The sequence below is a fragment of the Streptomyces sp. NPDC052301 genome (assembly GCF_044593395.1).
GTDB lineage: Bacteria > Actinomycetota > Actinomycetes > Streptomycetales > Streptomycetaceae > Streptomyces.
This window is the reverse complement of the sequence record NZ_JBIUBE010000001.1, coordinates 112,644-135,221: the sequence shown is the minus strand read 5'-3', so window position 1 is coordinate 135,221 and position 22,578 is coordinate 112,644. Positions and strand designations below refer to the sequence as shown.

General features: G+C 73.2%; 25 protein-coding genes. 15 read left to right on the top strand and 10 right to left on the bottom strand.

Features of this window, described 5'->3' with window-relative positions; translation table 11 throughout:
• Positions 1-10: 10 nt before the first annotated feature.
• Positions 11-808: a VanZ family protein gene (locus ACIHEJ_RS00635; protein WP_400130990.1), complete on the bottom strand. Its 798-nt coding sequence runs from the start codon at positions 806-808 to the stop codon at positions 11-13.
• Positions 809-1,058: 250 nt separating this feature from the next.
• Here ACIHEJ_RS00635 and ACIHEJ_RS00630 point away from each other — a divergent pair, with 250 nt between their 5' ends.
• Genes ACIHEJ_RS00630 through ACIHEJ_RS00605 form a run of 6 tightly spaced genes read left to right on the top strand, consistent with a single transcriptional unit; the run spans position 1,059 to position 4,846 of the window.
• Entirely contained in the window at positions 1,059-1,253 is a 195-nt protein-coding gene (locus ACIHEJ_RS00630) for a hypothetical protein (RefSeq protein ID WP_400130988.1), read from the top strand.
• Complete coding sequence (locus ACIHEJ_RS00625) at positions 1,250-1,702, top strand: MrpF/PhaF family protein (protein WP_400130987.1); 453 nt, start codon at positions 1,250-1,252, stop codon at positions 1,700-1,702. Before ACIHEJ_RS00630 ends, ACIHEJ_RS00625 begins: the two co-directional genes overlap by 4 nt.
• Positions 1,703-1,723: 21 nt before the next feature.
• The gene (locus tag ACIHEJ_RS00620) at positions 1,724-1,984 is read left to right on the top strand and encodes a Na(+)/H(+) antiporter subunit B (RefSeq protein WP_400130985.1); all 261 of its coding nucleotides are present in this window, start codon (positions 1,724-1,726) and stop codon (positions 1,982-1,984) included.
• The gene (locus tag ACIHEJ_RS00615; RefSeq protein ID WP_400130983.1) at positions 1,981-2,718 is read left to right on the top strand and encodes an MnhB domain-containing protein; all 738 of its coding nucleotides are present in this window, start codon (positions 1,981-1,983) and stop codon (positions 2,716-2,718) included. Before ACIHEJ_RS00620 ends, ACIHEJ_RS00615 begins: the two co-directional genes overlap by 4 nt.
• 8 nt (positions 2,719-2,726) lie before the next feature.
• On the top strand, positions 2,727-3,074 hold the full coding sequence (locus ACIHEJ_RS00610; RefSeq protein ID WP_400131759.1) for a sodium:proton antiporter: 348 nt from the start codon (positions 2,727-2,729) through the stop codon (positions 3,072-3,074).
• Positions 3,074-4,846: a complex I subunit 5 family protein gene (locus ACIHEJ_RS00605; RefSeq protein ID WP_400130981.1), complete on the top strand. Its 1,773-nt coding sequence runs from the start codon at positions 3,074-3,076 to the stop codon at positions 4,844-4,846. The genes ACIHEJ_RS00610 and ACIHEJ_RS00605 overlap by 1 nt, the downstream gene beginning before the upstream one ends.
• Here ACIHEJ_RS00605 and ACIHEJ_RS00600 read toward each other — a convergent pair whose 3' ends face one another.
• Positions 4,847-5,503, bottom strand: a complete 657-nt coding sequence (locus ACIHEJ_RS00600; RefSeq protein WP_400130980.1) for a DUF4230 domain-containing protein — start codon at positions 5,501-5,503, stop codon at positions 4,847-4,849.
• Between the two features lie 209 nt (positions 5,504-5,712).
• On the opposite strand from ACIHEJ_RS00600, the gene ACIHEJ_RS00595 reads away from it, so the two are divergent.
• Together ACIHEJ_RS00595 and ACIHEJ_RS00590 are read left to right on the top strand one after the other, a co-directional pair.
• Entirely contained in the window at positions 5,713-8,013 is a 2,301-nt protein-coding gene (locus ACIHEJ_RS00595) for an ArnT family glycosyltransferase (RefSeq protein WP_400130978.1), read from the top strand.
• Positions 8,014-8,055: 42 nt separating this feature from the next.
• A complete protein-coding gene (locus tag ACIHEJ_RS00590) occupies positions 8,056-9,000 on the top strand; it encodes a ribose-phosphate diphosphokinase (RefSeq protein WP_400130976.1) in 945 nt (314 codons plus the stop codon).
• 30 nt (positions 9,001-9,030) lie between these two features.
• On the opposite strand, the gene ACIHEJ_RS00585 is transcribed toward ACIHEJ_RS00590, so the two are convergent.
• From ACIHEJ_RS00585 to ACIHEJ_RS00570, 4 genes are all read right to left on the bottom strand, one after another.
• A complete protein-coding gene (locus tag ACIHEJ_RS00585; RefSeq protein ID WP_400130974.1) occupies positions 9,031-9,414 on the bottom strand; it encodes an anti-sigma factor antagonist in 384 nt (127 codons plus the stop codon).
• A 148-nt stretch (positions 9,415-9,562) separates the two neighbouring features.
• Entirely contained in the window at positions 9,563-10,513 is a 951-nt protein-coding gene (locus tag ACIHEJ_RS00580; protein ID WP_400130972.1) for an NADP-dependent oxidoreductase, read from the bottom strand.
• Between the two features lie 316 nt (positions 10,514-10,829).
• Positions 10,830-12,455, bottom strand: coding sequence for an amidohydrolase (locus tag ACIHEJ_RS00575; RefSeq protein WP_400130970.1), 1,626 nt, complete (start codon positions 12,453-12,455; stop codon positions 10,830-10,832).
• Positions 12,456-12,473: 18 nt separating this feature from the next.
• Positions 12,474-13,976, bottom strand: coding sequence for an APC family permease (locus tag ACIHEJ_RS00570; protein WP_400130968.1), 1,503 nt, complete (start codon positions 13,974-13,976; stop codon positions 12,474-12,476).
• Between the two features lie 122 nt (positions 13,977-14,098).
• On the opposite strand from ACIHEJ_RS00570, the gene ACIHEJ_RS00565 reads away from it, so the two are divergent.
• Genes ACIHEJ_RS00565 through ACIHEJ_RS00555 form a run of 3 tightly spaced genes read left to right on the top strand, consistent with a single transcriptional unit; the run spans position 14,099 to position 15,774 of the window.
• Entirely contained in the window at positions 14,099-14,818 is a 720-nt protein-coding gene (locus tag ACIHEJ_RS00565) for a helix-turn-helix domain-containing protein (protein ID WP_400130966.1), read from the top strand.
• A 47-nt stretch (positions 14,819-14,865) separates the two neighbouring features.
• Positions 14,866-15,330: a pyridoxamine 5'-phosphate oxidase family protein gene (locus ACIHEJ_RS00560; RefSeq protein WP_400130964.1), complete on the top strand. Its 465-nt coding sequence runs from the start codon at positions 14,866-14,868 to the stop codon at positions 15,328-15,330.
• A 51-nt stretch (positions 15,331-15,381) separates the two neighbouring features.
• The gene (locus ACIHEJ_RS00555) at positions 15,382-15,774 is read left to right on the top strand and encodes a VOC family protein (protein ID WP_400130962.1); all 393 of its coding nucleotides are present in this window, start codon (positions 15,382-15,384) and stop codon (positions 15,772-15,774) included.
• Between the two features lie 13 nt (positions 15,775-15,787).
• Here ACIHEJ_RS00555 and ACIHEJ_RS00550 read toward each other — a convergent pair whose 3' ends face one another.
• Complete coding sequence (locus ACIHEJ_RS00550; protein WP_400130960.1) at positions 15,788-16,090, bottom strand: DUF4235 domain-containing protein; 303 nt, start codon at positions 16,088-16,090, stop codon at positions 15,788-15,790.
• 28 nt (positions 16,091-16,118) lie between these two features.
• Complete coding sequence (locus ACIHEJ_RS00545) at positions 16,119-17,135, bottom strand: glutathione S-transferase family protein (protein WP_400130958.1); 1,017 nt, start codon at positions 17,133-17,135, stop codon at positions 16,119-16,121.
• 580 nt (positions 17,136-17,715) lie between these two features.
• Here ACIHEJ_RS00545 and ACIHEJ_RS00540 point away from each other — a divergent pair.
• Positions 17,716-18,738 carry a cation diffusion facilitator family transporter gene (locus tag ACIHEJ_RS00540; protein ID WP_400130956.1) on the top strand — a complete coding sequence of 341 codons (1,023 nt, stop codon included), beginning with the start codon at positions 17,716-17,718 and terminating at the stop codon, positions 18,736-18,738.
• A 79-nt stretch (positions 18,739-18,817) separates the two neighbouring features.
• On the opposite strand, the gene ACIHEJ_RS00535 is transcribed toward ACIHEJ_RS00540, so the two are convergent.
• Positions 18,818-19,267 carry a nitroreductase family deazaflavin-dependent oxidoreductase gene (locus ACIHEJ_RS00535; protein WP_400130954.1) on the bottom strand — a complete coding sequence of 150 codons (450 nt, stop codon included), beginning with the start codon at positions 19,265-19,267 and terminating at the stop codon, positions 18,818-18,820.
• A 349-nt stretch (positions 19,268-19,616) separates the two neighbouring features.
• Here ACIHEJ_RS00535 and ACIHEJ_RS00530 point away from each other — a divergent pair, with 349 nt between their 5' ends.
• Genes ACIHEJ_RS00530 through ACIHEJ_RS00520 form a run of 3 tightly spaced genes read left to right on the top strand, consistent with a single transcriptional unit; the run spans position 19,617 to position 21,654 of the window.
• Positions 19,617-20,849 carry a cytochrome P450 gene (locus ACIHEJ_RS00530; protein WP_400130952.1) on the top strand — a complete coding sequence of 411 codons (1,233 nt, stop codon included), beginning with the start codon at positions 19,617-19,619 and terminating at the stop codon, positions 20,847-20,849.
• 12 nt (positions 20,850-20,861) lie between these two features.
• Positions 20,862-21,062, top strand: coding sequence for a ferredoxin (locus tag ACIHEJ_RS00525; protein ID WP_400130951.1), 201 nt, complete (start codon positions 20,862-20,864; stop codon positions 21,060-21,062).
• 46 nt (positions 21,063-21,108) lie between these two features.
• On the top strand, positions 21,109-21,654 hold the full coding sequence (locus ACIHEJ_RS00520; protein WP_400130950.1) for a flavoprotein: 546 nt from the start codon (positions 21,109-21,111) through the stop codon (positions 21,652-21,654).
• Here the strand turns inward: ACIHEJ_RS00520 and ACIHEJ_RS00515 are convergent.
• Entirely contained in the window at positions 21,651-22,484 is an 834-nt protein-coding gene (locus ACIHEJ_RS00515; protein WP_400130948.1) for an endo alpha-1,4 polygalactosaminidase, read from the bottom strand. The genes ACIHEJ_RS00520 and ACIHEJ_RS00515 overlap by 4 nt on opposite strands.
• Between the last annotated feature and the right edge of the window lie 94 nt (positions 22,485-22,578).

The window sequence follows — 22,578 nt, the reverse complement described above, 5'->3', positions numbered from 1 at the left end:
TCCCTGACGATCAGTCGGCCGACGACGGCCGCACCCGGGCATGCACCGCCCGCCCGAGCCGCCGCCCCAGCAGCAGCCAACCCAGCAGCGCCCCGGCGGTGTTGAGGATGACGTCGTCGATGTCGAAGGCCCGCCCGGTGATCAGCGCGCCCTGGACCAGCTCCACCGTCAGCATCACGAGCGCCGTCAGCGCCGCCACCCGGAACATGCCTCGCGCGCGCGGCGCGAGGACCGGCACCAGGATCCCGAAGGGGACACCGAGCAGCAGATTCCCGCCGATCTGCCGGATCGCGTCCCGCACCTGGGCGTGCTCCAGGTAATCCTTCAGGGAGCGCCCGGGGTGCAGATTGCTGTGCGTCAGGGTGACCGAGGCGGGGGACGGGCGCAGGGTGAGCCGGGCCAGGACCACGGCGAACGCCACCATGCACGCGAACGCCACCAGCATGGCGAGCAGCCGGACCGGCAGCGGGAGCGCATGACGCGGACGGTCCGCCGCGTCCGGCTCCCGCCGCCGGAACGCGAACAGGCCGCCGGACAGCCGCCGAGCGTCCCGGCCCTGTCCCCGCTCGCGCTTCCCCGTTGCCCGCGGCGACGCGGACAGGCCCCGTCCGTCACCGGCCTCCCCGGCCCGGTTCCGTCGCCGGAACCCGCGCGGTCCCCGGGCGCCGCCGGCCCTCTCGGCCGGCTCGGACCTCCTCCGGGCGCGCAGCCACGCGGGCAGTCCCCGGGTGGTGCCCACCTTGCTGGTCCGCTCCCGCTTCCTCGGTGTGCGCAGGATCGCGGGCAGGTGCGGGGCGGTACGGGCCATCGCTTCTCCCGGTCGTCAACTTCTCGGCGTCCCAGGGCGATTACCCGGCCGACGCCCAGGAATGCCCGCGCGTCGACGGCCCCGGAGGCACACCCGCGGTTTCCGTTCACGCTCCCGGGGCACTCCGGGTGCGGACCCGCGTGCCGCCACCCCTGCACGGGCCCGGGGTGCTTGGATGCCCCGAGCGGCACCCGGGACACGACGCCGCACATCACGACAGAGCGGACCGTACGGACCGAGGAGGTGGCGGATGACCCGGCGTACGGCCCCGCGCGCGGCCCTCGTCGCCGTCGGTGAACTCCTCGCCTGGTGGCTGGGGCTGGCCCTGCTGTGGCTGGTGTTCATCACCTCGGTCGACACCCTGGAGCGGATCGTCGGCGCGGGCTGTGCCGCCGTGGGCGCGCTGCTGGCCCGGGCCGGCCGGCGGGCGGTGACCTGGCGGTGAACGGCTGGATCCTCGCGGCGACCGTCGAACTGGGCGGGGGAGGGGCCGCCGCCCTGTGGGGCGTGACCACCGGCCCGACCGGCCGCCGGGTCGTCGCACAGAACCTCACCACCTCCGCGGTCTGCCCGGCCCTGCTCCTGCTCTCCCAGGGCTACGGCCGCCCCGCCTACGTCGACCTCGCCCTGCTGCTGGCCCTGCTCGGCCCCGTCGGCACCCTCGTCTTCGCCCGGCTGCTCTCCGACGACCTGGCGGGTCAGCGGCCGAGCGCCTGGGGGCTGACCTGGACCGCCGCCGCCCTGGGCGCGGTCGTCGTGATCGCGCTGTGCGTGGCCACCGGACCGGGCCGGGCCATGGTCAAGCTCCTGGTGATCGGCGCGCTGCTGATCGGCGGCAACGTGATCGCCTCGCGCGCGCTGTCGGGCGGGTTCCAGGGGGTGCGCGGTGGCTGACGGTCCGTGGGGAGGTGCGGTGTGTCCGACGCGTTGAACGTCGTCGCCCTGCTGCTGGTGGCCGCCTGCGCCACCGCGGCCGTGGCCCAGCGCGACCCCGCCCGCCAGGCGCTGGTGCTGTCCGTGCTCGGCATCTTCCTGGCCGCGCTGTTCACCGTGTTCCAGGCCCCGGACGTCGGCCTGTCCCAGCTGGCGGTCGGCTCCGCGCTGACCCCGCTGCTGATCATGCTGTCCGTGCGCAAGGTCAGACGCCGCGGCCGGACCAAGGAGGGGGCGGAGTGAACCGGCTGCGGCTGGGACTGTTGGCCTTCGGCGGCGCGGGCCTGGCCGCCCTGCTGGTCGCCGCCTGCCTCGACCTGCCCGGCTTCGGTGGCCGCAGCCACCCCTACGGCACACGGGCGGTGCATGCCTCCCTCGTCCGCCACACCGCCAACACCATCGCCTCCGTCAACTTCGACCAGCGCGCCTACGACACCCTCGGCGAGATGAGCATCCTGTTCGCCTCCGTCCTCGGCTGCGTGGTGTTGCTGCGCCAGGCCCGCGACGAGCACCGGGCCGAGCCGGAACCCGCGGAGGTGGCCCGGCCGGTCCGCCGCTACGCCCTGATCGTGCTGCCCGTCGCCCTGGTCACCGGCCTGTACGTCGTCGCCCACGGTCAGCTCAGCCCCGGCGGCGGCTTCCAGGGCGGGGTCGTCGCCGCGACCGCCCTGCACCTGCTCTACCTCGGCTCCGACTACGGGGCGCTCGAACGCGTCCGTCCGCTCGCCGTCTTCGAGACCTCCGACGCGCTGGCCGTCTCCTCGTACCTCGTGCTGGGCGTGGCCGGCATCCTGGCCGGCACCGCGTTCCTGGCCAACACGCTGCTGCCGTACGGCACCTTCAACACCCTGTCCTCCGGCGGCACCGTCCCCCTGCTGAACGCGGCCATCGGCATGGAGGTGGCGAGCGCCGTCGTCGTGCTGCTCGCCCACTTCCTGGACCAGGCCGTCGAGATCGAGGAGGAGCACGGGAAGTGACCGCCGTGATGCACGTCCTGCCCTACCTGGTGGCGGTGTACGTCTTTCTGACAGGCTGTTACGGCCTCGCCACCAGCCGCAATCTGATCCACGCCGTCGGCTGCCTCGCGGTCTGCCAGAGCTCCACCTACGTCCTGCTGCTGGCGGTCGGCTACCAGGACGGCGCCACCGCACCGGTCTTCTCCGACATCCGGCCCGGCTCCCGGCCCGTGGTCGACCCGGTGGTGCAGGCCCTCACCCTCACGGACATCGTGGTCGGCGCCACCGTCACCGCGCTGCTGCTCGCCCTGGTCCTGCAGATCGCCAAACGGCACGGCACGGTCGACCCCGACGAACTGCGGGAGCTGCGCGGCTGATGCACCATCTGCTCCCGTTGCTCGTCGCGGTCCCCCTGCTCGGGGCCGCCCTGCTGGTGGCCGTCGGCCGGCGTCTGCCCCGGGCCGCCGCCGAGATCACCGGCTTCGTGGTCTCCGGCGGCACGGCCGCGCTCGCGATCGTGCTGCTGCTGGGCTCCTCGCCGCCGATGGTCGAATGGGTCGGCGGCTGGCTGCCCGTGGGCGGCGAGAGCGTCGGCATCGTGGTGATCGGCGACGGCCCCGGGCTCGGCATGGCCGCGCTGGCCTCGCTGCTGACGCTGGCCGCCCTCGCCTACTCCTGGCGCTACTTCGACGAGCCTCCGAGCGGTCACAGCGGCGCGTTCACCGCGCTGATGCTGGTGTTCCAGGGCGGCATGTGCGGCTTCGCCCTCGCCGGGGACCTGTTCAACGCGTTCGTGTTCTTCGAGCTGATGAGCGTCACGGCGTACGCGCTCACCGGCTACCGCATCGACGAGGCGAAGGCCGTCCAGGGCGCCCTCACCTTCGGTGTCGTCAACTCCCTCGGCGCGTACGCCATGCTCATGGGCATCGGCCTGCTGTACGCCCGTACCGGTGAACTGGCGATGACGAAGATCGGCCGCGGGCTCGACACGGCGGCGGGGCACGGCGGACCGGACGCCCTCGTCCTCGCCTCCTTCGTGCTGGTCATGACCGGACTGCTGGTCAAGGCGGCTGCCGTGCCCTTCCACTTCTGGCTCCCGGACGCGCACGCCGTCGCCCCCACCCCGGTCTGCATGCTGCTGTCCGGCGTGATGGTGGAACTCGGCGTCTTCGGCGTCTGGCGCGTGTACGGCACCGTCTTCGCCGGACCCGGCGGCATCCCGGCCGCCGACCTGACCCGGGCCCTGGTGACGCTCGGCACCCTCACCGCGGCGACCGGCGCCGTCATGTGCTGGTACCAGCGGCACATCAAACGGCTGCTGGCCTACTCCACCGTCGCCCACACCGGTCTGTTCCTCGTCGGTATCGGCGTTCTGACCCCCGAGGGCGACGACGGGGTCGCCCTGTACATCCTCGGGCACGCCGGAGTGAAGGCCGCCCTGTTCGCCTGCACGGGCGTCCTGCTCGACCGGTACGGCAGCGTCGACGAACACGCCCTGCACGGCCGGGCCCGCGAACTGCGGGCGGTCGCGGTGATGTTCGCCGTGAGCGCCCTCGGGCTCGCGGGAATGCCCCCGTTCGGCAGCGGGCTCGGCAAGGCGGTCACCGAGGAGGCGGTCGGCGGCCCGCTCACCGTGGTGTTCGTGGCCGCCTCCGCGATCACCGCCGGCGCCGCCCTGCGCGTCACGGCACGCGTGTTCCTCGGTATGGGGCCGCGCCCCGAGGACGCCGACTCCGATCTCGAGACCAGCGGATCCGAGGAGGAGCCCGAGACGCGCGGCCTGCTGCGCCGGATCCCGGACACCATGCGGACGGTGCCCGCCGTGCTGCTCGCCGGCGCCCTGGCCGTCGGTGTCTTCCCCGGCTTCGGTGGCCTGGTGGCCCGCTCCGTGAACGAGGCCGGGTCGGGCGGTGCCCACGTCTTCGTGCACTGGACCCTGCACGGCGTCGTGCTGGGCGTGGCCTCCACCGTGCTGGCCGTGGCCCTCGCCGGCCTCGCCGTCACCCGCCCGCACTGGACGGCCGCCCCTGACTGGGCCCGGCCCCTCAGGCGCCTTCAGTCGGGCCATGTGGGCGACTACGTGGCCTGGCTGCTGGTGGGCGCGACCGTGCTGGGCGCGCTGACCCTGCCCGGGGTGCTGGGCGCCTGATCAGCCGTAGGAGATGTGCACCTCCTTGAAGCCGAGGGAGCGCAGCAGCCCCTGGAGCATGCCGGTGGTGTTCGTCTCGGCGCGTGCGGTCAGCCCGCTGCCGCGTGCCGCGTCACCGATGTGCCGTACGGCGAGTTTCTGCACGGCCTGCTCGCTGTTGGGGTTGTCCGAGAACAGGTCGCCGAGCCGGTCCAGCAGTCCGCGCTGCTTGGACACGGCGTAGGAGTGGTCGGGGTCGAGGGCGGGGCTGCCGAGCCGGGCGTGCGGCAGCCGCAGGGTCGCGGACGTGCGGTCGCCGTCGACCGACACGTCCTTCTCGCCGACCTGCCCCAGGTCGACGTAGGCGTCCACGGTCCCCGCGCCGACGTACAGGGTGCGGGTGCCGCGGATCGCGTCGGGCAGGAACTTCGCGTCCTTCTCCAGGTCGACCACGACCTGGAAGTTGCCCGACGCGGCGTCGTAACGGCTCATGTCCTGGATGGACTTCAACAGTGCCGGGCCGGAACGGTCGTGCGTCTGCGTGCCGAACAGGTCCTCGATGCCCGGCAGTACGGCCAGCCGGATCCCGGCGAACAGCACGGCGAGCACCAGGACGAGCGCGGCCACGGCCTTGGCCCAGCCGGGCAGGCGCCTGACGGAACTGACGGAAGTCGTCATCGCGACGGTCCTCCTTCCTCACCTGCGCATGCCCCGTCACCCGCCCTGCCAGACCCGTGCATCGGCACGAGCGTGCCGCCGGCGCGTGCACGCGGGAGGGGTGATCTCCCCGTGGGGCGATCAAAGAATTGTTCTCGCGGAAGTGAGAATTTCCTTGAAGGGGCCTGTCCCGGCAGGGCGGGCGCGCGCGGTGACCAACACTGCCGTGCATGGCCACGAACGTCCTCGACGCGCCCGCCCGCACCGGTGCCGGCCGTCGCCCGCCATGGAGATCACCCGTGGACGAGCCCGCGTACGCACGCCCGGCGCTACTGGTCGTCACCGTGCTCGCCGCCGTGCTCTACACCTGGGGCATCGACCACAGTCAGTACCACACGTTCTACGCGGACGCCGTCCGCAGCATGACGGAGAGCTGGAAGGCCTTCTTCTACGGCTCCTTCGATCCCGGGAATTCCATCACGCTCGACAAACTGCCGGGATTCCTGTGGCCGCAGGCCCTGTGCGCGCGGCTCTTCGGATTCCGCCCGTGGGCGCTGCTCCTGCCCCAGGTCCTGGAAGGGGTCGCGAGTCTGCTGGTGCTGTACCGGCTGGTGCACCGATGGGCCGGAGTGCACGCGGCGCTGATCTCCGCGACGGCCTTTCTGGTGACCCCGGTGACGGTCGGGCTGTTCCGCACCGCGGTGGAGGACCCCGCGTTCACGCTGTGCGTGCTGCTCGCCGCCGAGGCCACCCAGCGCGCCGCCCGGGAGGGCCGGCTGCGCCCGCTGCTGATGGCCGGGGTGTGGGTCGGTGTCGGCTTCCAGACCAAGATGCTGGAGGCGTGGGCGGTGCTGCCCGCGCTCGCCCTGGCCTACCTGATCTCTGCGCCGCTCACACTACGGCGGCGGCTGGCGCACCTCGGCGTGTCCGCCATGGTGATGACCGCCGTCTCGGCGTCGTGGACGCTGGCGGTCACCCTCACCCCGGCCAAGGACCGGCCGTATGTGGACGGCACCACCAACAACTCGGCGCTGAGCATGGTGGTCGGCTACAACTTCCTCAACCGCTTCTCCTCGCTCGGCATCAGCGCGGCCTCCACGGGCAGCGTGAGTGCCGTCCAGGGCGCGGCCGGCGGTCATGGCGGCGCCGGACAGGTGGCCGGCGCGGAGGCTGCCGCCGTCCCCCGCCACGCGGCCGAAGCGCCCGGCGCGGCCGGTGCGGCCGGTGCGCGCAGCGCCCGGGACGCTCCGTCCGCCGGGAAGGCGCGCACGTCTTCGGCCGCCACGGTGGACGCGGGGGACCGGACCGCCGGCGGCCTCGGCAGAAGCCAGGACGGCTGGTCGAAGATGTTCGGCAGCGGGCTCGCCGCCCAGACCGGCTGGTTCTACCCGATCGCCGCCGTGGCCGTCGTGTGCGGTCTGCGCTGGCGCCGGGGACGCCCGCGCACCGACCGGCTGCGCGCCGGCTTCGTGCTGTGGGGCACCTGGCTGGCCACGTACTTCCTGGTCTTCAGCGCCGGCAGCGTCGGCGGCCACACGTACTACATGGGGGTGATCGCGGTACCGCTCGCCGCGCTGACCGGGGCCGGGACCGTGCTGATGTGGCGTGCCCACCGGACCGGCGGGCACCGCGCCTGGGCGCTGCCGGGCGCCGTGGCGGCGACGGCGGGCTGGGGCGCGTATCTCGCCGGCCGGTTCCCCTCGTTCCTGCCGTGGCTGGCGCCCGCGGTGGCCGCCCTCGGTGCCACCGCCGTCGGGCTGCTGGTCCTCACCCGGCCGGGGCGCTCCCGGTCCGGAGGCCGGCTCGCGCTCGCCTCTCTCGCCACCTCCCTGGCGGCCCTGCTCCTCGCTCCGAGCGCATGGGCGGTGCAGGTCTTCGCCCCCGCGCACCGAAGCTCCGGCGCGGGCGCGGTCGGCCCCTCCGGCGCACACCGCGGCCATCGGCCGGTGGGCTCGGGGACCGGCCGGCCGGGTCCGGCGTCGCAGGCCGGCGCCGGCACGTCCGGGCCGGTGACCTGGGGTGGCGCGGGCGGCATGGGCGGCATCGGCCCGGGTGGACTCGGCGGCCCGGGCGGATTCGTCGTGGAAGAGAGCGGCGGACTGACCACGGCCCAGCGCCGGTTGCTGGACTACGTCCGCGCGCACCAGGGATCCGCCCGGTACGTGCTGGCCACCAGCAGGTGGAGCACGGCGTCGCCGTACATCCTGGCGACCGGCGCCGACGTGCTGCCGCTCGGCGGCTTCAGCGGACGGGTGCCGTTCCCGACCCGGACGCAGTTCCGGCGGCTGGTCGAGGCGGCCCAGGTGCGGTACGTGCTGCTGGGCGGCGGGCGCGACAGGGGACCGGCAGCCGAGGGCGCGGGTACGACGGCGGCCGCGGAGATCACCGGCTGGGTGCGGACCTCCTGCGCCCAGGTCCCGGCCTCGGCCTACGGCGGCGGTGACCTGTCCGGCACCGCTCGTTCCGTGCCGCAAGGCGCCGGCGGGACGGACGAGGCCCAGACGCTCTATCGGTGCGGCCCCGGTCAGTAGCATGACGGCCCAAGCCCGTACCGATCGTGCGAGGAGCGGATCGTGCGAGACATCGCCGTGTTCAGCGGCAGCGCCCACCCCGACCTGGCCCGCGAGGTCTGCGCCCATCTCGGAGTGCCCCTCAGCCCGACCCGGGTCAGCCGGTTCGCCAACGACTGTCTGGAGGTACAGCTTCAGGCCAACTGCCGGGAGCGGGACGTCTTCCTGATCCAGCCGCTGGTCAGGCCGGTGCAGGAGCATCTGGTGGAGCTGCTGCTGATGTGCGACGCCGCCCGGGGCGCCTCCGCGGCCCGGATCACCGTCGTCATGCCGCACTACTCCTACGCCCGCTCGGACAAGAAGGACGCCCCCCGCATCTCCCTCGGCGGCCGGCTGGTCGCCGATCTCCTGGTGGCGGCCGGTGCGAGCCGGGTCCTCGCCATGACCCTGCACGCCCCGCAGGTCCACGGCTTCTTCTCGGTGCCGGTGGACCATCTGCACGCACTGCGTGAACTCGCCGCGCACTTCCGCAACTACGACCTCACGCGCACCACGGTCGTCTCCCCCGACCTCGGCAACGCCAAGGAGGCCGCCGCCTTCGCCCGGCTCATCGGGGCGCGCGTGGCGGCCGGTGCCAAGCAGCGGTTCGCGGACGACCGGGTGAGCATCAGCTCGGTCATCGGTGAGATCGCCGGCCGGGACGTCATCGTGCTCGACGACGAGATCGCCAAGGGCAGCACCGTGCTCGAACTCCTGCACAAGATAAGGGAGTCGGAGCCCCGCTCGATCCGGGTGGCGTGCACGCACGGGCTGTTCGCGGCCGGGGCGCTGAAGCGGCTGGGCGAGCAGCCGGACGTGCTGGAGATCGTCTGCACCAACACCGTGCCGGTCCCGGCGGACGAGCACACCGACAAGCTGCGCGTCCTGTCCATCGCCCCGGCGCTCGCCGAGGCCGTGCGGCGCATCCACAACGGTGAATCCGTCAGCGCCCTGTTCGATGCGTCGTAGCGCTGACCGGACCGGAGGCGAGGACCGGGCTCACACCGAACCGGACGCGGCCTCGGACCGGGCCAGGGCCGCGTCCAGCGTCGGGTGCGGGGGCAGCAGCCGGGTGAGACCGGTGACCCGGAAGACGCGCAGCGTCAGCGGGTGCGTGCACACCAGGTGCAGCTGCCCGCCGCCGTCCCGCACCCGGGCGCGGGCCCGGTACAGCAGGCGCAGCCCCGAGCAGTCGAAGAACTCGACCTGCCGCAGGTCGATCACGACCCGCACCCCGGGGCGGCCGGTGGCACGGTCCAGGGCCGGGCCGATCTCCGCCGCCGCGAGGATGTCGATCTCGCCCCGCAACTCCACGACCGTGTGGCCACGGTGCGCGTACACGCGCAGCTGCCGGGTGAGCGGTGCGGGCTCGTCTCGCGCCACGACATCACCTCCCACCCGTCCCCGGACATCGGTTCCCCGACTGTCAAGTTACCCTCGATGGAAGGAATTTGAGCATGTTCGATTGACATATGTCTTGGAGTTTGGCGCGTGTCGCTCCGTGCCCCGGCGCGGTTCGCCGGGGTCCGGATCAGTTCGCCACAAGCACCAGCTTTCCGGTCGTACGGCCGGTGTCGCCCAGTTCGTGCGCCTTGGCCGCGTCGGTCAGGGGGAACGTCCCGGCGATCGTCGCCTTCAGCTTCCCCGCCTCCACCAGATCCGCGATGGCCCGCATCCCGGCCCGGTCGGCGTCCACCAGCATCCGCACCGCACGGACGCCGAGCCGCTCGGCCTCCTCGTGGAACTCCGTTGAACCCACCGGCAGGATCGACACCACGACCCCGCCCGGCCGCAGCACCTTCAGCGACGCCACGGAGGTGTCCCCGCCGAGCGTGTCCAGGACGACGTCGACGTCACGGACCACCTCGGTGACGTCGGTGCTCCGGTAGTCGACCGGCTCGTCCACGCCGATCTCCCGCAGGAAGTCGTGCTTGCCCGCGCTCGCCGTGCCGACCACGTACGCGCCGCGCGCCTTGGCGATCTGCACGGCCACGTGCCCGACCCCGCCGGCCGCCGCGTGGATCAGCACCCGCTGCCCGGGCCGGACGTCCGCGTGCTCGGTCAGCGCCTGCCAGGCCGTCAGGGACACCAGCGGCAGCGCGCCCGCCTGGGTGTGGTCGATCGCGGCCGGCTTGTGCGTCAGGGCACGGACCGGGGCGATCACGTACTCGGCGTGCGAGCCGTGGCCGTAGGGATAGGGCAGCATGCCGAAGACCTCGTCGCCCGGCCCGAAGGCGGCCACGCCGATCCCGGCCTCGGCGACCTCACCGGAGACGTCCCAGCCGAGCACGAACGGCGGCTCGCCCAGGAACCCGCCGGTGGCCCGGTGCTTCCAGTCGGTGGGGTTCACCCCGGCGGCCCGCACCCGGACCAGCACCTGGTTCGGGCCCGGCTTCGGCCGCTCCACCCGGACCTCCTTCAGGACCTCGGGACCACCGAGGGCGTCCTGGCTGATGACTCGCATCGTGTTCATGTCGCTCATGGTCACCCAGCCTGCCGGAGCGCGCCCGCCCGGGAAACGGCAGGATGGCCACCCTTCGACAGGATCGGGCCATGCGTGGCGGGCGGGGACCGGAGCGGACCGTCGCCCTCGCCCTGGACGGCGTCCGTCCCGTGCGACCGGGCACCCCCAGCCGTGTCTTCGGCGCGGCCGACGACGGGACGAGACCGGACCTGGTGGTGCGGGGCACCCCGGCGGCCTCACCCCGGCAGCGGCCCGACCGGCACCGGACCCGACGGCGTGGAGGCCCGGCCCCGGCTGAGGCAGGGCCTCGCCTGCGCCTGACCCCGCGCCCGGGTCACCCCTCGCCGAACACCCGCTCACCCCCTGCGTAGGTGAGCGCCACGGACGTCTCCGCGACCGCCTCCGGTGGCCCGGCGAACGGATCGCGGTCCAGCACCACCAGGTCGGCGAGCGCGCCGACGGTCACCCGGCCGGTGTCGTCCAGGTGGTTCACGTACGCCGACCCGGCCGTGTACGCCGTGAGCGCCTCCGTGAGGCTCAGTCGCTCCTCGGGCAGGAACACCGGCCCGCTGCCGCCCGGCTCCACCCGGTTGACCGCGACATGGATGCCCTGCAGCGGATCGGGGCTGCTCACCGGCCAGTCGCTGCCCGCCGCGAGCCGCGCCCCGGACCGCAGCAGCGCACCGAACGGGTACTGCCAGGCGGCCCGTTCGGGCCCGAGGAAGGGGATCGTCAGCTCGTCCATCTGCGGCTCGTGCGCCGCCCACAGCGGCTGGATGTTCGCGGTGGCGCCGAGCCGTGCGAAGCGGGGCACGTCGTCCGGGTGCACGACCTGCAGGTGCGCGAGATGCGGCCGGGTGTCGCTCGGCCCGTTCGCGGCGCGGGCCGCCTCGACCGCGTCCAGCGCGTCCCGTACGGCCCGGTCGCCCAGCGCGTGGAAGTGGCACTGGAAGCCGAGCGCGTCCAACTCGGTGACGTACTGGGGGAGTCGACCGGGATCGATGAAGCTCTTGCCGCGGTTGGCGGTCGCGCAGCCGCACCGGTCCAGATAGGGGTCGAGCAGCGCGGCCGTGTGGTTCTCGGCGACCCCGTCCAGCATCAGCTTCACCGTGCCCGCCCGGAACCGCCCGTGGCTGAACGCGGCGCGCTTCTCGACGAGTTCGGGGATCTGCTCGGCACCGCACTCCCGGTCCCACCACAGCGCGCCCCGCACCCGCGCGGTGAGCGAACCGTCCCGCGCCGCCGCCAGATACGCCTCGGCCGGATCGTCCATCCCGAGGAAGTCACCGACCAGCGCGTCCTGCCAGGCGGTGATGCCGAGCGCGTGCAGATGCCGCTGGGCGTGCAGCAGCGCGGCCAGCCGGTCGGCCGCCGTGGCGGGCGGGGTGAGCCGGCCGACCAGCTGCATCGCCCCCTCCTGGAGCGTGCCGCCGGGCCCCCCGGAGGCGTCCCGCTCGATCCGCCCGTCGGCAGGGTCGGGCGTGTCCCGGTCGATGCCGGCCAGCTCCAGCGCCCGGCTGTTGACCCAGGCGCCGTGGTGGTCCCGGTTGGGCAGGTACACCGGCCGGTCGGGTACGACGGCGTCCAGCAGCTCCTTCGTCGGCGTTCCGCCCGTGAACGCCTCCATCGACCAGCCGCCGCCCAGGATCCACTCCCGCTCCGGATGTGCCTCGGCGTACGCCCGCACGGCGGCCACGGTCTCCTCGGCCGTCGCCAGGCCCGACAGATCGCAGTGGGCCAGTTCCAGCCCGGCCGGCACCGGATGGACGTGCGCGTCCTGGAAGCCGGGCAGCAGCAGCCGTCCGGCGAGGTCCACCACCTCGGTGCGCGGCCCGGCCAGATCGCGCAGCTCGTCCCCGCCGACCGCGGTGACACGGTCCCCGGTGACGGCGACGGCGGTCGCGGTGCGGCCCTCGGGGGTGAGGACGGGGCCGCCGGTGAACAGCAGATCGATGTGCATGATGCCTTTCCTGGTCGGTCAGTGGGAGGTGGTGAGCAGCTCGGGCGAGTCGGCGTCGGTGCCGGCCCCGGTGCGGAAGTACGGCGACCTGCGCACCCACTTGGCCCACGCGGCCACCGCGAGCCCGGACGCGATCATCGCGACCGGCATGAGCAGCAGGAACCAGCCGTTGTCGGCGCGCAGTTCCAGGTGGGCGGCCGAGTCGTAGAAGGACCAGCCGAGGTAGCCGCCGAGGCCCAGCAGGGCCAGCGCGCTGAGCGTGGGCAGCACCACCGCCCGGACGCCCTGCCGCCAGTCCTCCCGCAGCAGGGACCGGAAGCGCACGGCGGCGGCGAGCGCGGTGAGCGCGTAGGACAGGGCGACGACGATGCCGACGGCGTTCACGACCGCGTCGATCATGTCGGCGAGCCGCGGGATCACCAGCGCGCCCGCTGCCGCCGCGACCGCCAGCGCCCCGATCAGCAGCGTCCCGGCGGCCGGAGTCCCGTACCGGGCGCTGACCCTGGACCACACCGGTCCGAGGGTACGGTCCCGGCTCATCGCGAACATGCCGCGGGCCGTCGGGATGACCCCGGCCTGGAGCGAGGCCACCGCCGAGAACATCAGGGCGACCAGCGGCAGTGCGGCCCAGGGCTGGTCGGCCAGCCGGTCGCCGTAGTACGCGAGCCCCTGCGCGCCGTGCCCGGCCAGCTCCCCCTGCGACAGCACCCGCTGGAAGGCGACCGAGCCCAGCAGGAACAGGCCGAGCATCGTCACCAGGGTGATGGTCCCCGCCCGGGAGGCGTCCCGGGGGTCGCGCACCTCCTCGTTGACGGTGAACGCCGCCTCGAACCCCCAGTAGCAGAACACCGACAGCAGCAGGCCCTGCGCCAGCGCGGTCGCCGAGGGGATCGCGAACGGGTCGAACCAGGACAGGCTGAAGGAGTGCGGCCCGGTGACGATGCCGTATCCGCAGAAGCCGATCAGGACGACGTACTCGAAGACCAGCAGTCCGGTCTGCAGCCGGGCCGCCGTGCGGACACCGGTCACCGCGGTCAGGGTGACCGCGACCAGCACGACGATCCCCACCGCCGTCGTCTGCGCCGTCGAGTCCGGGTCGAACACGAGCGAGCCGATCCGGTGCAGACCCGCCTCGCCGGCCAGCTGCAGCAGTGCCGAACCCGTGACGGCGGTGGTGTAGGCGAGGAAGGCCACGCTCGCCACGAAGTTCACCCAGCCGACCATGAAGCCGAGCCAGGGGCTGAGCGAACGGCCCACCCACACATAGCCGTTGCCCGCGTTCGGTTCCACCCGGTTCAGCCGGGAGTAGGCCCCGGCGATGCCGAGGACGGGCAGGAACGCCACCAGCATGATCGCCGGCAGATGCGGGCCGACCACCGCCGCGGTCACCCCCAGCCCGATGCCGATGCTGGTCGTGGCGGCCGTACTGGAGGCGGCGACGGCGACGCCGTCGACCACGCTCAGGGACTTGCGCAGCTCGGGCCGCGCAGGCGGATCCACTGTGAAGGGTCTTTCGCTCATCGCCGGCTCTCCGCTCGCCGCGGGGCCCCGGACGGCCCCGGTGACCGGACATGAAACTGCCGGTGCCCTTCACAGGTCAACGGTGTTGTCATAGGGTGCCGGGCGGATCCCAGGGAGGCCCCATGACCGAACGTGTCGTCCCGCCCGCCGCCCGGCAGCGCCGCCGCCCCACCAAACAGGGGGTCGTGCTCTCCGAGGAGCTGATCGTCGCCACGGCCCTGCGGCTGATTGAGGAGCACGGCGCCGACGCCCTCTCCGTGCGCCGCCTCGGCCGGGCCCTCGGCGCCGACCCCAGCTCGCTGTACCGGTACTTCCGGCACACCGACGACCTGATGCTGGCCATCGCCGACGAGCTGATCGGCAGCACCATGCGGACCTGGCGGCCGACCGGCGACTGGGTGGCCGACCTGCGCGACCTCGGGCTGCGCATGCACGCCGGCGCCCTCGCGCACCCTCGCGCGGCGGTGCTCAGCGCCCACCGCGTCACCGGCCGCGTGCACGAGATCCAGGCCGTGGAGAGCATCCTCGGCGTCCTGCGGGGAGCGGGGTTCCCGGAGTATGAGGCGGTGCGGATCTATCACGCGTTCGTGGACCAGGCGCTCGCCTTCGGCGCCCTGGACTCCGCGGGCACCTCGCTGCCCCGGGCCGCCCGCGAGGCGGAGACGGAGGTGTGGCGGACGACGTACGGCCGGCTGCCCGCGGACACCCACCCGCACATCGCGGCGAGCGCCCGTCCTCTCGTGGCGACCATGCGCACCAGCTCCTACCCGGCCGCCCTGGAGCTGCTCCTGGAGGCCGCCCGGACACGCCTGACGCAGCTGCGTGCGGGGACCGGGGACTGACGACGGCCACACTGGACGGCGTTCGCACCACGAGGAGGCCGTACGCCATGACCCCACCGCCCGCCCGTACCGCCGAGCAGCGCAAGAAGGACACCCTGCACCGGCTGGAGCACGACGTCGACGCCTGGGTCGCCACCGCCGGCCCCGACGGCGGCGCCCCCTACCTCGTGCCGCTGTCGTTCGTCTGGGACGGCGCCGTGCTGCTGTTCGCCACCCCCGAGGACAGCCCCACCGGCCGCAACCTGGCCGCCACCGGCAGGGCCCGGCTCGGCATCGGCCCGACCCGGGACGTCGTCATCGTGGAGGGCGTCGTCCACACGGTGACCCCCGAGGACCTGCCCGAGGAGGACGCCGAGGTCTTCGCCGGCAAGACGGGCTTCGACCCCCGCCGGCTCGCCACCCGCTACCTGTACTTCCAGGTCGTCCCGCAGCGCGTCCAGGCCTGGCGCGAGGAGAACGAGCTGAGCGGGCGGGAGTTGATGCGCGACGGGCGGTGGCTGCGCGCCGACTGAATCCGGTGGCCGGGGATATCCGCAGCAGGAGGACATCCCCCAGGAGGAAACATGACACTGGTGAAAGCGGCCGTCGTGGTGCTGGACTGCGCCGAGCCCGAGAAACTCGCCGAGTTCTACAGGGAGTTGCTGGACGGCGAGCAGACGGACGCATCGGCCAACCTGGTCGGGATCCGGGGCGGCGACGGCGTCCGGCTGGCCTTCCGCCGCGACGTGAACGCGACCCCGCCGAGCTGGCCGCGCCCCGAGAACTCCCTCCAGGCCCATCTCGACTTCCTGGTCGAGGACCTGGACGAGGCCGAGCGCCGGGTGGTGGGGCTCGGCGGCCGCCCGATCGAGACGAAGGACGCGGCGGGGCCGTACGAGGAACGCGGGTACGCCGACCCCGCCGGACATTCCTTCACCCTGCGCCTGGTGCCCACGACGGCACCCAAGCAGGGCTGAGCGCACGGATCACTCAGTCCCGGCCGCCCTTGTCCTGGGCCGGCCACACGCCCGTCGACCGTGCGATGGCCTTGGCGCCCGTGCGGTCCACGGCGCTGCGCACCACCGCGAAGATGGCGCCCTGGACCGCCGCGGCCAGCAGGATCTCGCCCCAGCTGCGGTCCGGGTCCAGGGCGTCCGGTGCGTCCTCCTCGTGCCGGATCGCCATCCACGCCTTGCGGAAGGCCAGGCCGGCCAGTGCGCCGCCCGCCCAGCTGAGCACGAATCCGACCGGCTGGTAGGCGAGTGGGAGTTTCTTCTTCTTGTTCTTGGTCATGTGTCTCTCCTTCCTCGTCAGACGGCCCTCATGCGGGCCGTCCCCGGGCGGCCACTCGTTCACCGGGAGGCACCGGGCCCGGTGGCGTGCCGTCGCCGAACGGCCGGCCGCCGAGCTCCTCGCGGTGGTGCGGAGTCAGCCAGCCGGCGAGATCCGGGCCGAGGGGCACGATGCCGGTGGGGTTGATGCCGGTGTGCACCTGGTAGTAGTGCCGCTTGATGTGGTCGAAGTCGACGGTGTCGCCGAAGCCCGGGGTCTGGAACAGGTCACGGGCGTAACGCCACAGCACCGGGTTCTCGGCCAGCTTCCACCGGTTGCACTTGAAGTGGCCGTGGTAGACGGCGTCGAACCGGACCAGGGTGGTGAACAGCCGGATGTCCGCTTCCGTGAGGGTGTCGCCGACCAGATACCGCTGCCCGGCCAGCCGGTCGGCGAGCAGTTCCAGCCGCCGGAAGACTCCCGCGCACGCCTCCTCGTACTCCTTCTGCTCGTGGGCGAAACCGGCCCGGTACACGCCGTTGTTCACGTCCCGGTAGACCTCGGCCATCACCTGGTCGATCTCGTCGCGCCGGCCGTCCGGGTACAGGTCGGGGGCGCCCGCGCGGTGCAGGGCCGTCCACTCGGTGGCCAGGTCCAGGGTGAGCTGCTGGTAGTCGTTGGTGACCAGTTGTCCGCTGGGCACGTCCACGACCGCGGGCACGCTCACCCCGCCCGGGTAACCGGTCTCGCGCCGGTCGTAGGCCTCGCTCAGGAACCGGATGCCGAGTACCGGGTCCCTGCCGTCCGGGTCCAGGGTGAACCGCCAGCTGCGGTCGTCCTGGACCGGATCGGCGATCGCCATCGACAGCGCGTCCTCCAGGCCCAGCAGCCGGCGTGAGATCACCGCCCGGCTCGCCCACGGACAGGCGCGGGAGACCACCAGCCGGTAGCGGTCCCTCGTCACCGGCCAGCCGTCGCGGCCGTCGGCGGTGATCCGGTCGGTGAAGTGGCTCCTGGACCGGGTGAACTTCGTGTGGCCGTAGGCGCGGTTGCCGTCGCCGCCCATGTCTCCTCCTCGGCGCCCGGGGGTGTCGGGTCAACGCGTTCCCCGATTTCCGCCCGTCCGCACGGTGTGATCCGCCCTCGCCGGGGGCAGTCGGCGAAGGGTGAGCGCGACACCCTCGGAACGGGAGCCGGCCGCACGGACGGCCGAGGACGACACCACGACACACGACCGAGCCACGCCGGCCGACGCCCGGCCGCACACCGGGCCGTCGGAACCGCCGCCCGCGGGCGGCGGTGCCGCGGGAACCGCCGGTACGGCCCTGCCGGACGACGGGAAGCTGCCGGACGACGGGAAGCCGGGTGGGCGGTGGTCGGACGGGAGCGCCGGGGGCGGTGGAACCGCCGGGTCCCGGGCTGCGGCGGTCGACGGTCAGGGTGACGGGAGGTCGGCCGGAAAGCCCGTGGGCGGTGGCGCGGCGGCACGTGGCGGGTCGGTTCCCGCTGAGCCCCGGCCCACTTCGGCCGCCGGGCCGTCGGGCGGATCCCGTGCGAGCGAGGGTGCCGCGGGGAGTGACGCAGCGGCCGCGGCGGACGGCGGTGACAGGACGCGAGTCGGCGATGCCGACGGGAGGGACGGCCGAGTGGGCGGGAGTGGTGCGGAGGACGAGCGGGCCCGCAGGGACGGTGCGCCGCACGGCGCGCGGGACGACGATCCGCACGGAGACCGGCACACCAAGGTCACCGTGCTCGTGGCCCTCGCGGCCAACCTGGTGATCGCCGTCGCCAAGGCCGCCGGCGGTGTCCTCGCGGGCTCGCCCGCCCTGCTGTCGGAGGCGGCGCACTCCGTGGCCGACAGCCTCAACGAGGTGTTCCTGCTGGCCGCGCTGCACCGCAGCCGCCGCCCCGCCGACCGCCGTCACCCCTTCGGCTACGGCAAGGAACGCTTCTTCTGGTCCCTGCTCGCCGCCGTCGGCATCTTCGTCATGGGCGGCTGCTTCTCCTTCTTCCAGGGCTTCGAGGCACTGCGGCAGGGCACCGAGGAGAAGTTCAGCGGCTATGTGGCGGGCCTGATCGTGCTGGGCGTCGCCCTCCTCGCCGAGAGCGCCTCGCTGCTGCGGGCCCTGCACCAGGTGCGCCGCCAGGGCGGCGGCCTCGCCGCCCTGCGTGACCCGGCGCTGCGCACCGTGGTCGCCGAGGACGGCACCGCGGTGCTCGGCGTGACCCTCGCCATCGTCGGCATGGCCCTGCACATGGTGACAGGGCAGGTCGTCTGGGAGGCGTCCGCCTCGCTGGCGATCGGCGTGCTGCTGGTGTACGTCGCCTACCGGCTCGGCCGCGACGCCCGCGACCAGCTGATCGGCGAGGCCGCCGACCCGGAGCTGAGCGGCCGGATCCGCTCGCTGCTCGCCGCGCAGCCGGAGATCGACAGCGTGGAGGCGCTGTTCACCATGAAGATGGGTCTCGACTCCACCCTGGTGGCCGCGCGCATCGACCTGGTGCCCGGTCTGGACAGCGAGCGGGTGGAGGAGGTCGCCGTCCGCATCAAGGGGTCCCTCGCCCGGACCTTCCCGGACACCGACCAGATCTTCCTCGACGTGACCGACCGGCCGGCGGACGAGGCAGGAAAGAGCCCCGCCGCGACGGGGGAACGCGGCGGGGCCTGACGCACGGGTGCCCATCCCGGAGGCAGTTCACACCTCCCCGGCCCGGATTCTTCCGAAAGGGCGCGCCGAACGGCCGGGATCAGCCCTCGGCGATGGGCTCCAGCACGAACACCGGGATCTCCCGCGAGGTCTTCTTCTGGTAGTCGGCGTACGGCGGATACGCCGCGACGGCCCGCTCCCACCACTCCGCCTTCTCGTCCCCGGTCACCTCACGGGCCCGCATGTCCCGCCGGTGCGGGCCGTCCTGCAGTTCGACCTGCGGGTCGGAGGTGACGTTGAAGTACCAGACCGGGTGCTTGGTCGCCCCGCCCTGCGAGGCGACCACCGCGTACCTCCCGTCGTGCTCCACCCGCATCAGCGGCGTCTTGCGGATCTTCCCGCTCTTCGCGCCCCGGGTGGTGAGGATGATCACCGGCAGCCCTGTGTCGAGCAGCGTCGTCCCCTTCGTCCCGCCGGAGCTCTCGTACAGCTCGACCTGCTCGCGCACCCACTTCTCCGGGCTCGGCGCGTACTCGCCCTCAAGAGGCATGGATCCGTCCCCTTCGTCGGTCCAACGGCTTTCTGCCACCGCAGTCCAACACCGGTGACCGTGTGAATCATCCGTACCGCACCACCGTTCGGCCATGCGGGTGATCGGTAGCGGATGTACGGCGCCGCCATCGCCGGTGCGGCGCCTCACCGTGCGGGACGGCCGGGTCGTACGCCACCATGGGAAGAGGACGGCCCGAATTGGGCCGGAACCCGCCCCTCCGACCCGTTCCTCTTCGGCCAGATCGCGCGGATCACCGAAGTGGCCGAACTTGTCGTCGCCCCATAGATGCCTGAGGCATCTAATGAAGATCGGCACGACGCACTTCCTTCGTCTGCGAGGTCTTTCCATGACGGAACTGACGGACAGCACCGGCCCGGCGACCCCGGCCGAACCCGTCGCCTTCCCGCAGGACCGCACCTGCCCCTACCACCCGCCCACCGGATACGCCCCGCTGCGCGACGGCCGGCCCCTGTCGCGCGTCACCCTCTTCGACGGCCGCGAGGTCTGGCTGGTCACCGCGCACGCTGCCGCCCGCGCCCTGCTCGCCGACCCCCGGCTCTCCAGCGACCGGCGGCGCACCGACTTCCCCGTGGCCGCGCCCCGCTTCCGCGTGCGACGCGAAGAACGCCGGGTGGCCCTGCTCGGCCTGGACGACCCCGAGCACCGCCGGCAGCGGCGCATGATGATCCCGTCGTTCACCGTCAAACGCGCCACCGACATGCGGCCCCGGATCCAGCGGACCGTCGACAGGCTGCTGGACGCGATGATCGCGCAGGGCCCGCCCGCCGAGCTGGTCTCCGCCTTCGCGCTGCCCGTCCCGTCGATGGTGATCTGCGGCCTGCTCGGCGTGCCGTACGCCGACCACGCGTTCTTCGAGCAGCAGTCCCGCACCCTGCTGCGCGGCCCGACCGCCGACGACACCCTGGGCGCCCGCCGGCGGTTGGAGGACTACCTCGAGGGGCTGATCGACGACAAGGCGAAGCAGGCCGAGCCCGGCGACGGCATCCTCGACGACCTCGTCCACCACCAGCTCCGCGACGGCGCGCTGGAGCGCACCGACGTCGTCTCGCTGGCCCTCATCCTGCTCGTCGCGGGCCATGAGACCACCGCCAACATGATCTCCCTCGGCACCTTCACCCTGCTGCACCACCCCGACCGGCTGGCCGAGTTGCGCGCCGACCCGGCGCTGCTGCCCGCCGCCGTCGAGGAGTTGCTGCGCATGCTGTCCATCGCCGACGGACTGCAGCGCATCGCGAGCGAGGACATCGAGATCGACGGCACCACCATCCGGGCCGGCGACGGGGTGCTCTTCTCGACCTCGGTGATCAACCGCGACATGTCCGTGTTCGAGGACCCCGACACCCTGGACTTCCACCGCTCCGCCCGCCACCACGTGGCGTTCGGCTTCGGCATCCATCAGTGTCTGGGCCAGAACCTGGCCCGCACGGAACTGGAGATCGCGCTCGGCAGTCTGCTCACGCGGCTGCCGGGGCTGCGGCTGGCCGCCCCGGCCCACGAGATCCCGTTCAAGCCCGGCGACACGATCCAGGGGATGCTGGAACTCCCCGTCACCTGGTAAGAGGCTCTGCTCATGCACATCGACATCGACAAGGACGTCTGCATCGGCGCGGGCCAGTGCGCGCTGACCGCGCCGGGTGTCTTCACCCAGGACGACGACGGCTACAGCACACTGATCCCCGGGCGTGCAGACGGCGCGGGCGACCCGATGGTCCGCGAAGCGGCCCGTGCCTGCCCGGTGCGCGCCATCACCGTGACCGACAACGGCGGCTGACGGCCCGCCCGTACCCCGGATCCGGCCGCGTCGGTAGGGTTCCCGGATGACCGAACCTGCCGGGAAGCCCTTCCTGTACGTCGTCGTCTGCGCGGCCGGGATCGCCGCGGGCGTGAGCAAGCTGATCACCGCCGCCCAGGAGCGGAACTGGGAGGTCGGTGTCATCGCCACACCGGTCGCGACGGGCGGCTTCTTCGACACCGAGGCCGTCGAGGCGCAGACCGGCCGGCCCGTCCGGTCGGCCTGGCGCTCCCCGGCCGACCCGCGCCCCTTCCCGCCGCCGGACGCCGTAGCGGTGGCTCCGGCCACCTTCAACACCGTCAATAAGTGGGCGGCCGGCATCGCCGACACCCTCGCCCTCGGCACCCTGTGCGAGGCCGCGGGTCTCGGTGTGCCGATCGCCGCGCTGCCCTGCGTGGCCGACGCGCTGGCGGCTCACCCTGCCTACCAGGACAGCCTGATACGGCTGCGCGGGATGGGTGTACGGTTCGGCGACCCGTACTCCGGCGAGCCCGGACCGGACGGACACCGGCCGGAGTTCCCCTGGGAAGCCGCCCTGGACCTGCTCCAGCCGCCCGCCCGGCCGGCCTAGCCCGTCCTGCGGACGTATTCGGTGCTGCCCGGCGTGGACACGTCCCGGTCCCGGCGGACGATGCTCAGCCGGCCGCCCCAGCGGGCGAGGGCCCTGCGCAGCCCGCTGTCGGTGTACTCGATGTCCACGACCCGGTCGTCGAACGCCTTGGCGTACACCCCGCACTCGTCGTACTGCCCGCACTCCTCCGCCACCGCGAAGTCCAGCCCGGCGCGCTCCCGCTGCCCGGCCAGCTCCGCGGTGTTCTTCTGGGCCACGGCCAGGTGCCGGGTGTGCGCGTGCCGGGAGAGCAGGGTCATGAACGCGGTCGCGTCGGCTGCGGTGAGCAGGTGGTGGGAGCGGGTGTAGCTGTCGTAGTTGTCGGGCTCGACGGCGTCGAAGCCCCTGTGCGCACAGCCGTCGATCCACCGGTTCACGCGCTGCGCCACCCGCTGCCGCTTGGCCCGGGTGCGCAGGTCGAGCAGCGGCTCGTTCCAGTCCTCGTCGATGACCACCTTGCCGTGCGCGTCGCGCAGCAGCAGGTCGGCCGGCCAGGAGGAGCGCTCGGCGGGCTGGGCCTGGAAGCCGTTGACGTAACAGATGTTGTACAGGCCCGGCGCGGGGGAGTCGGAGCGGTCGCGGCTGACGATCCGCACGCCCCGGGGCGGGGGATAGGCACCGCCGATCTGGTAGTCGAACCCCGCGTGCCGCGGCGGGAGCCGCACCGCATGGGGCTTCGGCGCATCGCGCTCCGCCCGTCCCGCGGAGTCACAGCCGGTCAGTGCCGTCACGGCGAAGGCCAGCGCCACCGCCAGAGCGCCCGTGGTCCTGCGCGCACCCGCGGCACGCATTGCACCCGAGGGGGGCAAGTCCACTCCGTCCGTCCTGCCCACGCCGGGCGGCGCGGCACGTCCCGGATCCAATCGCCCACGCGCTTGGGTCGTC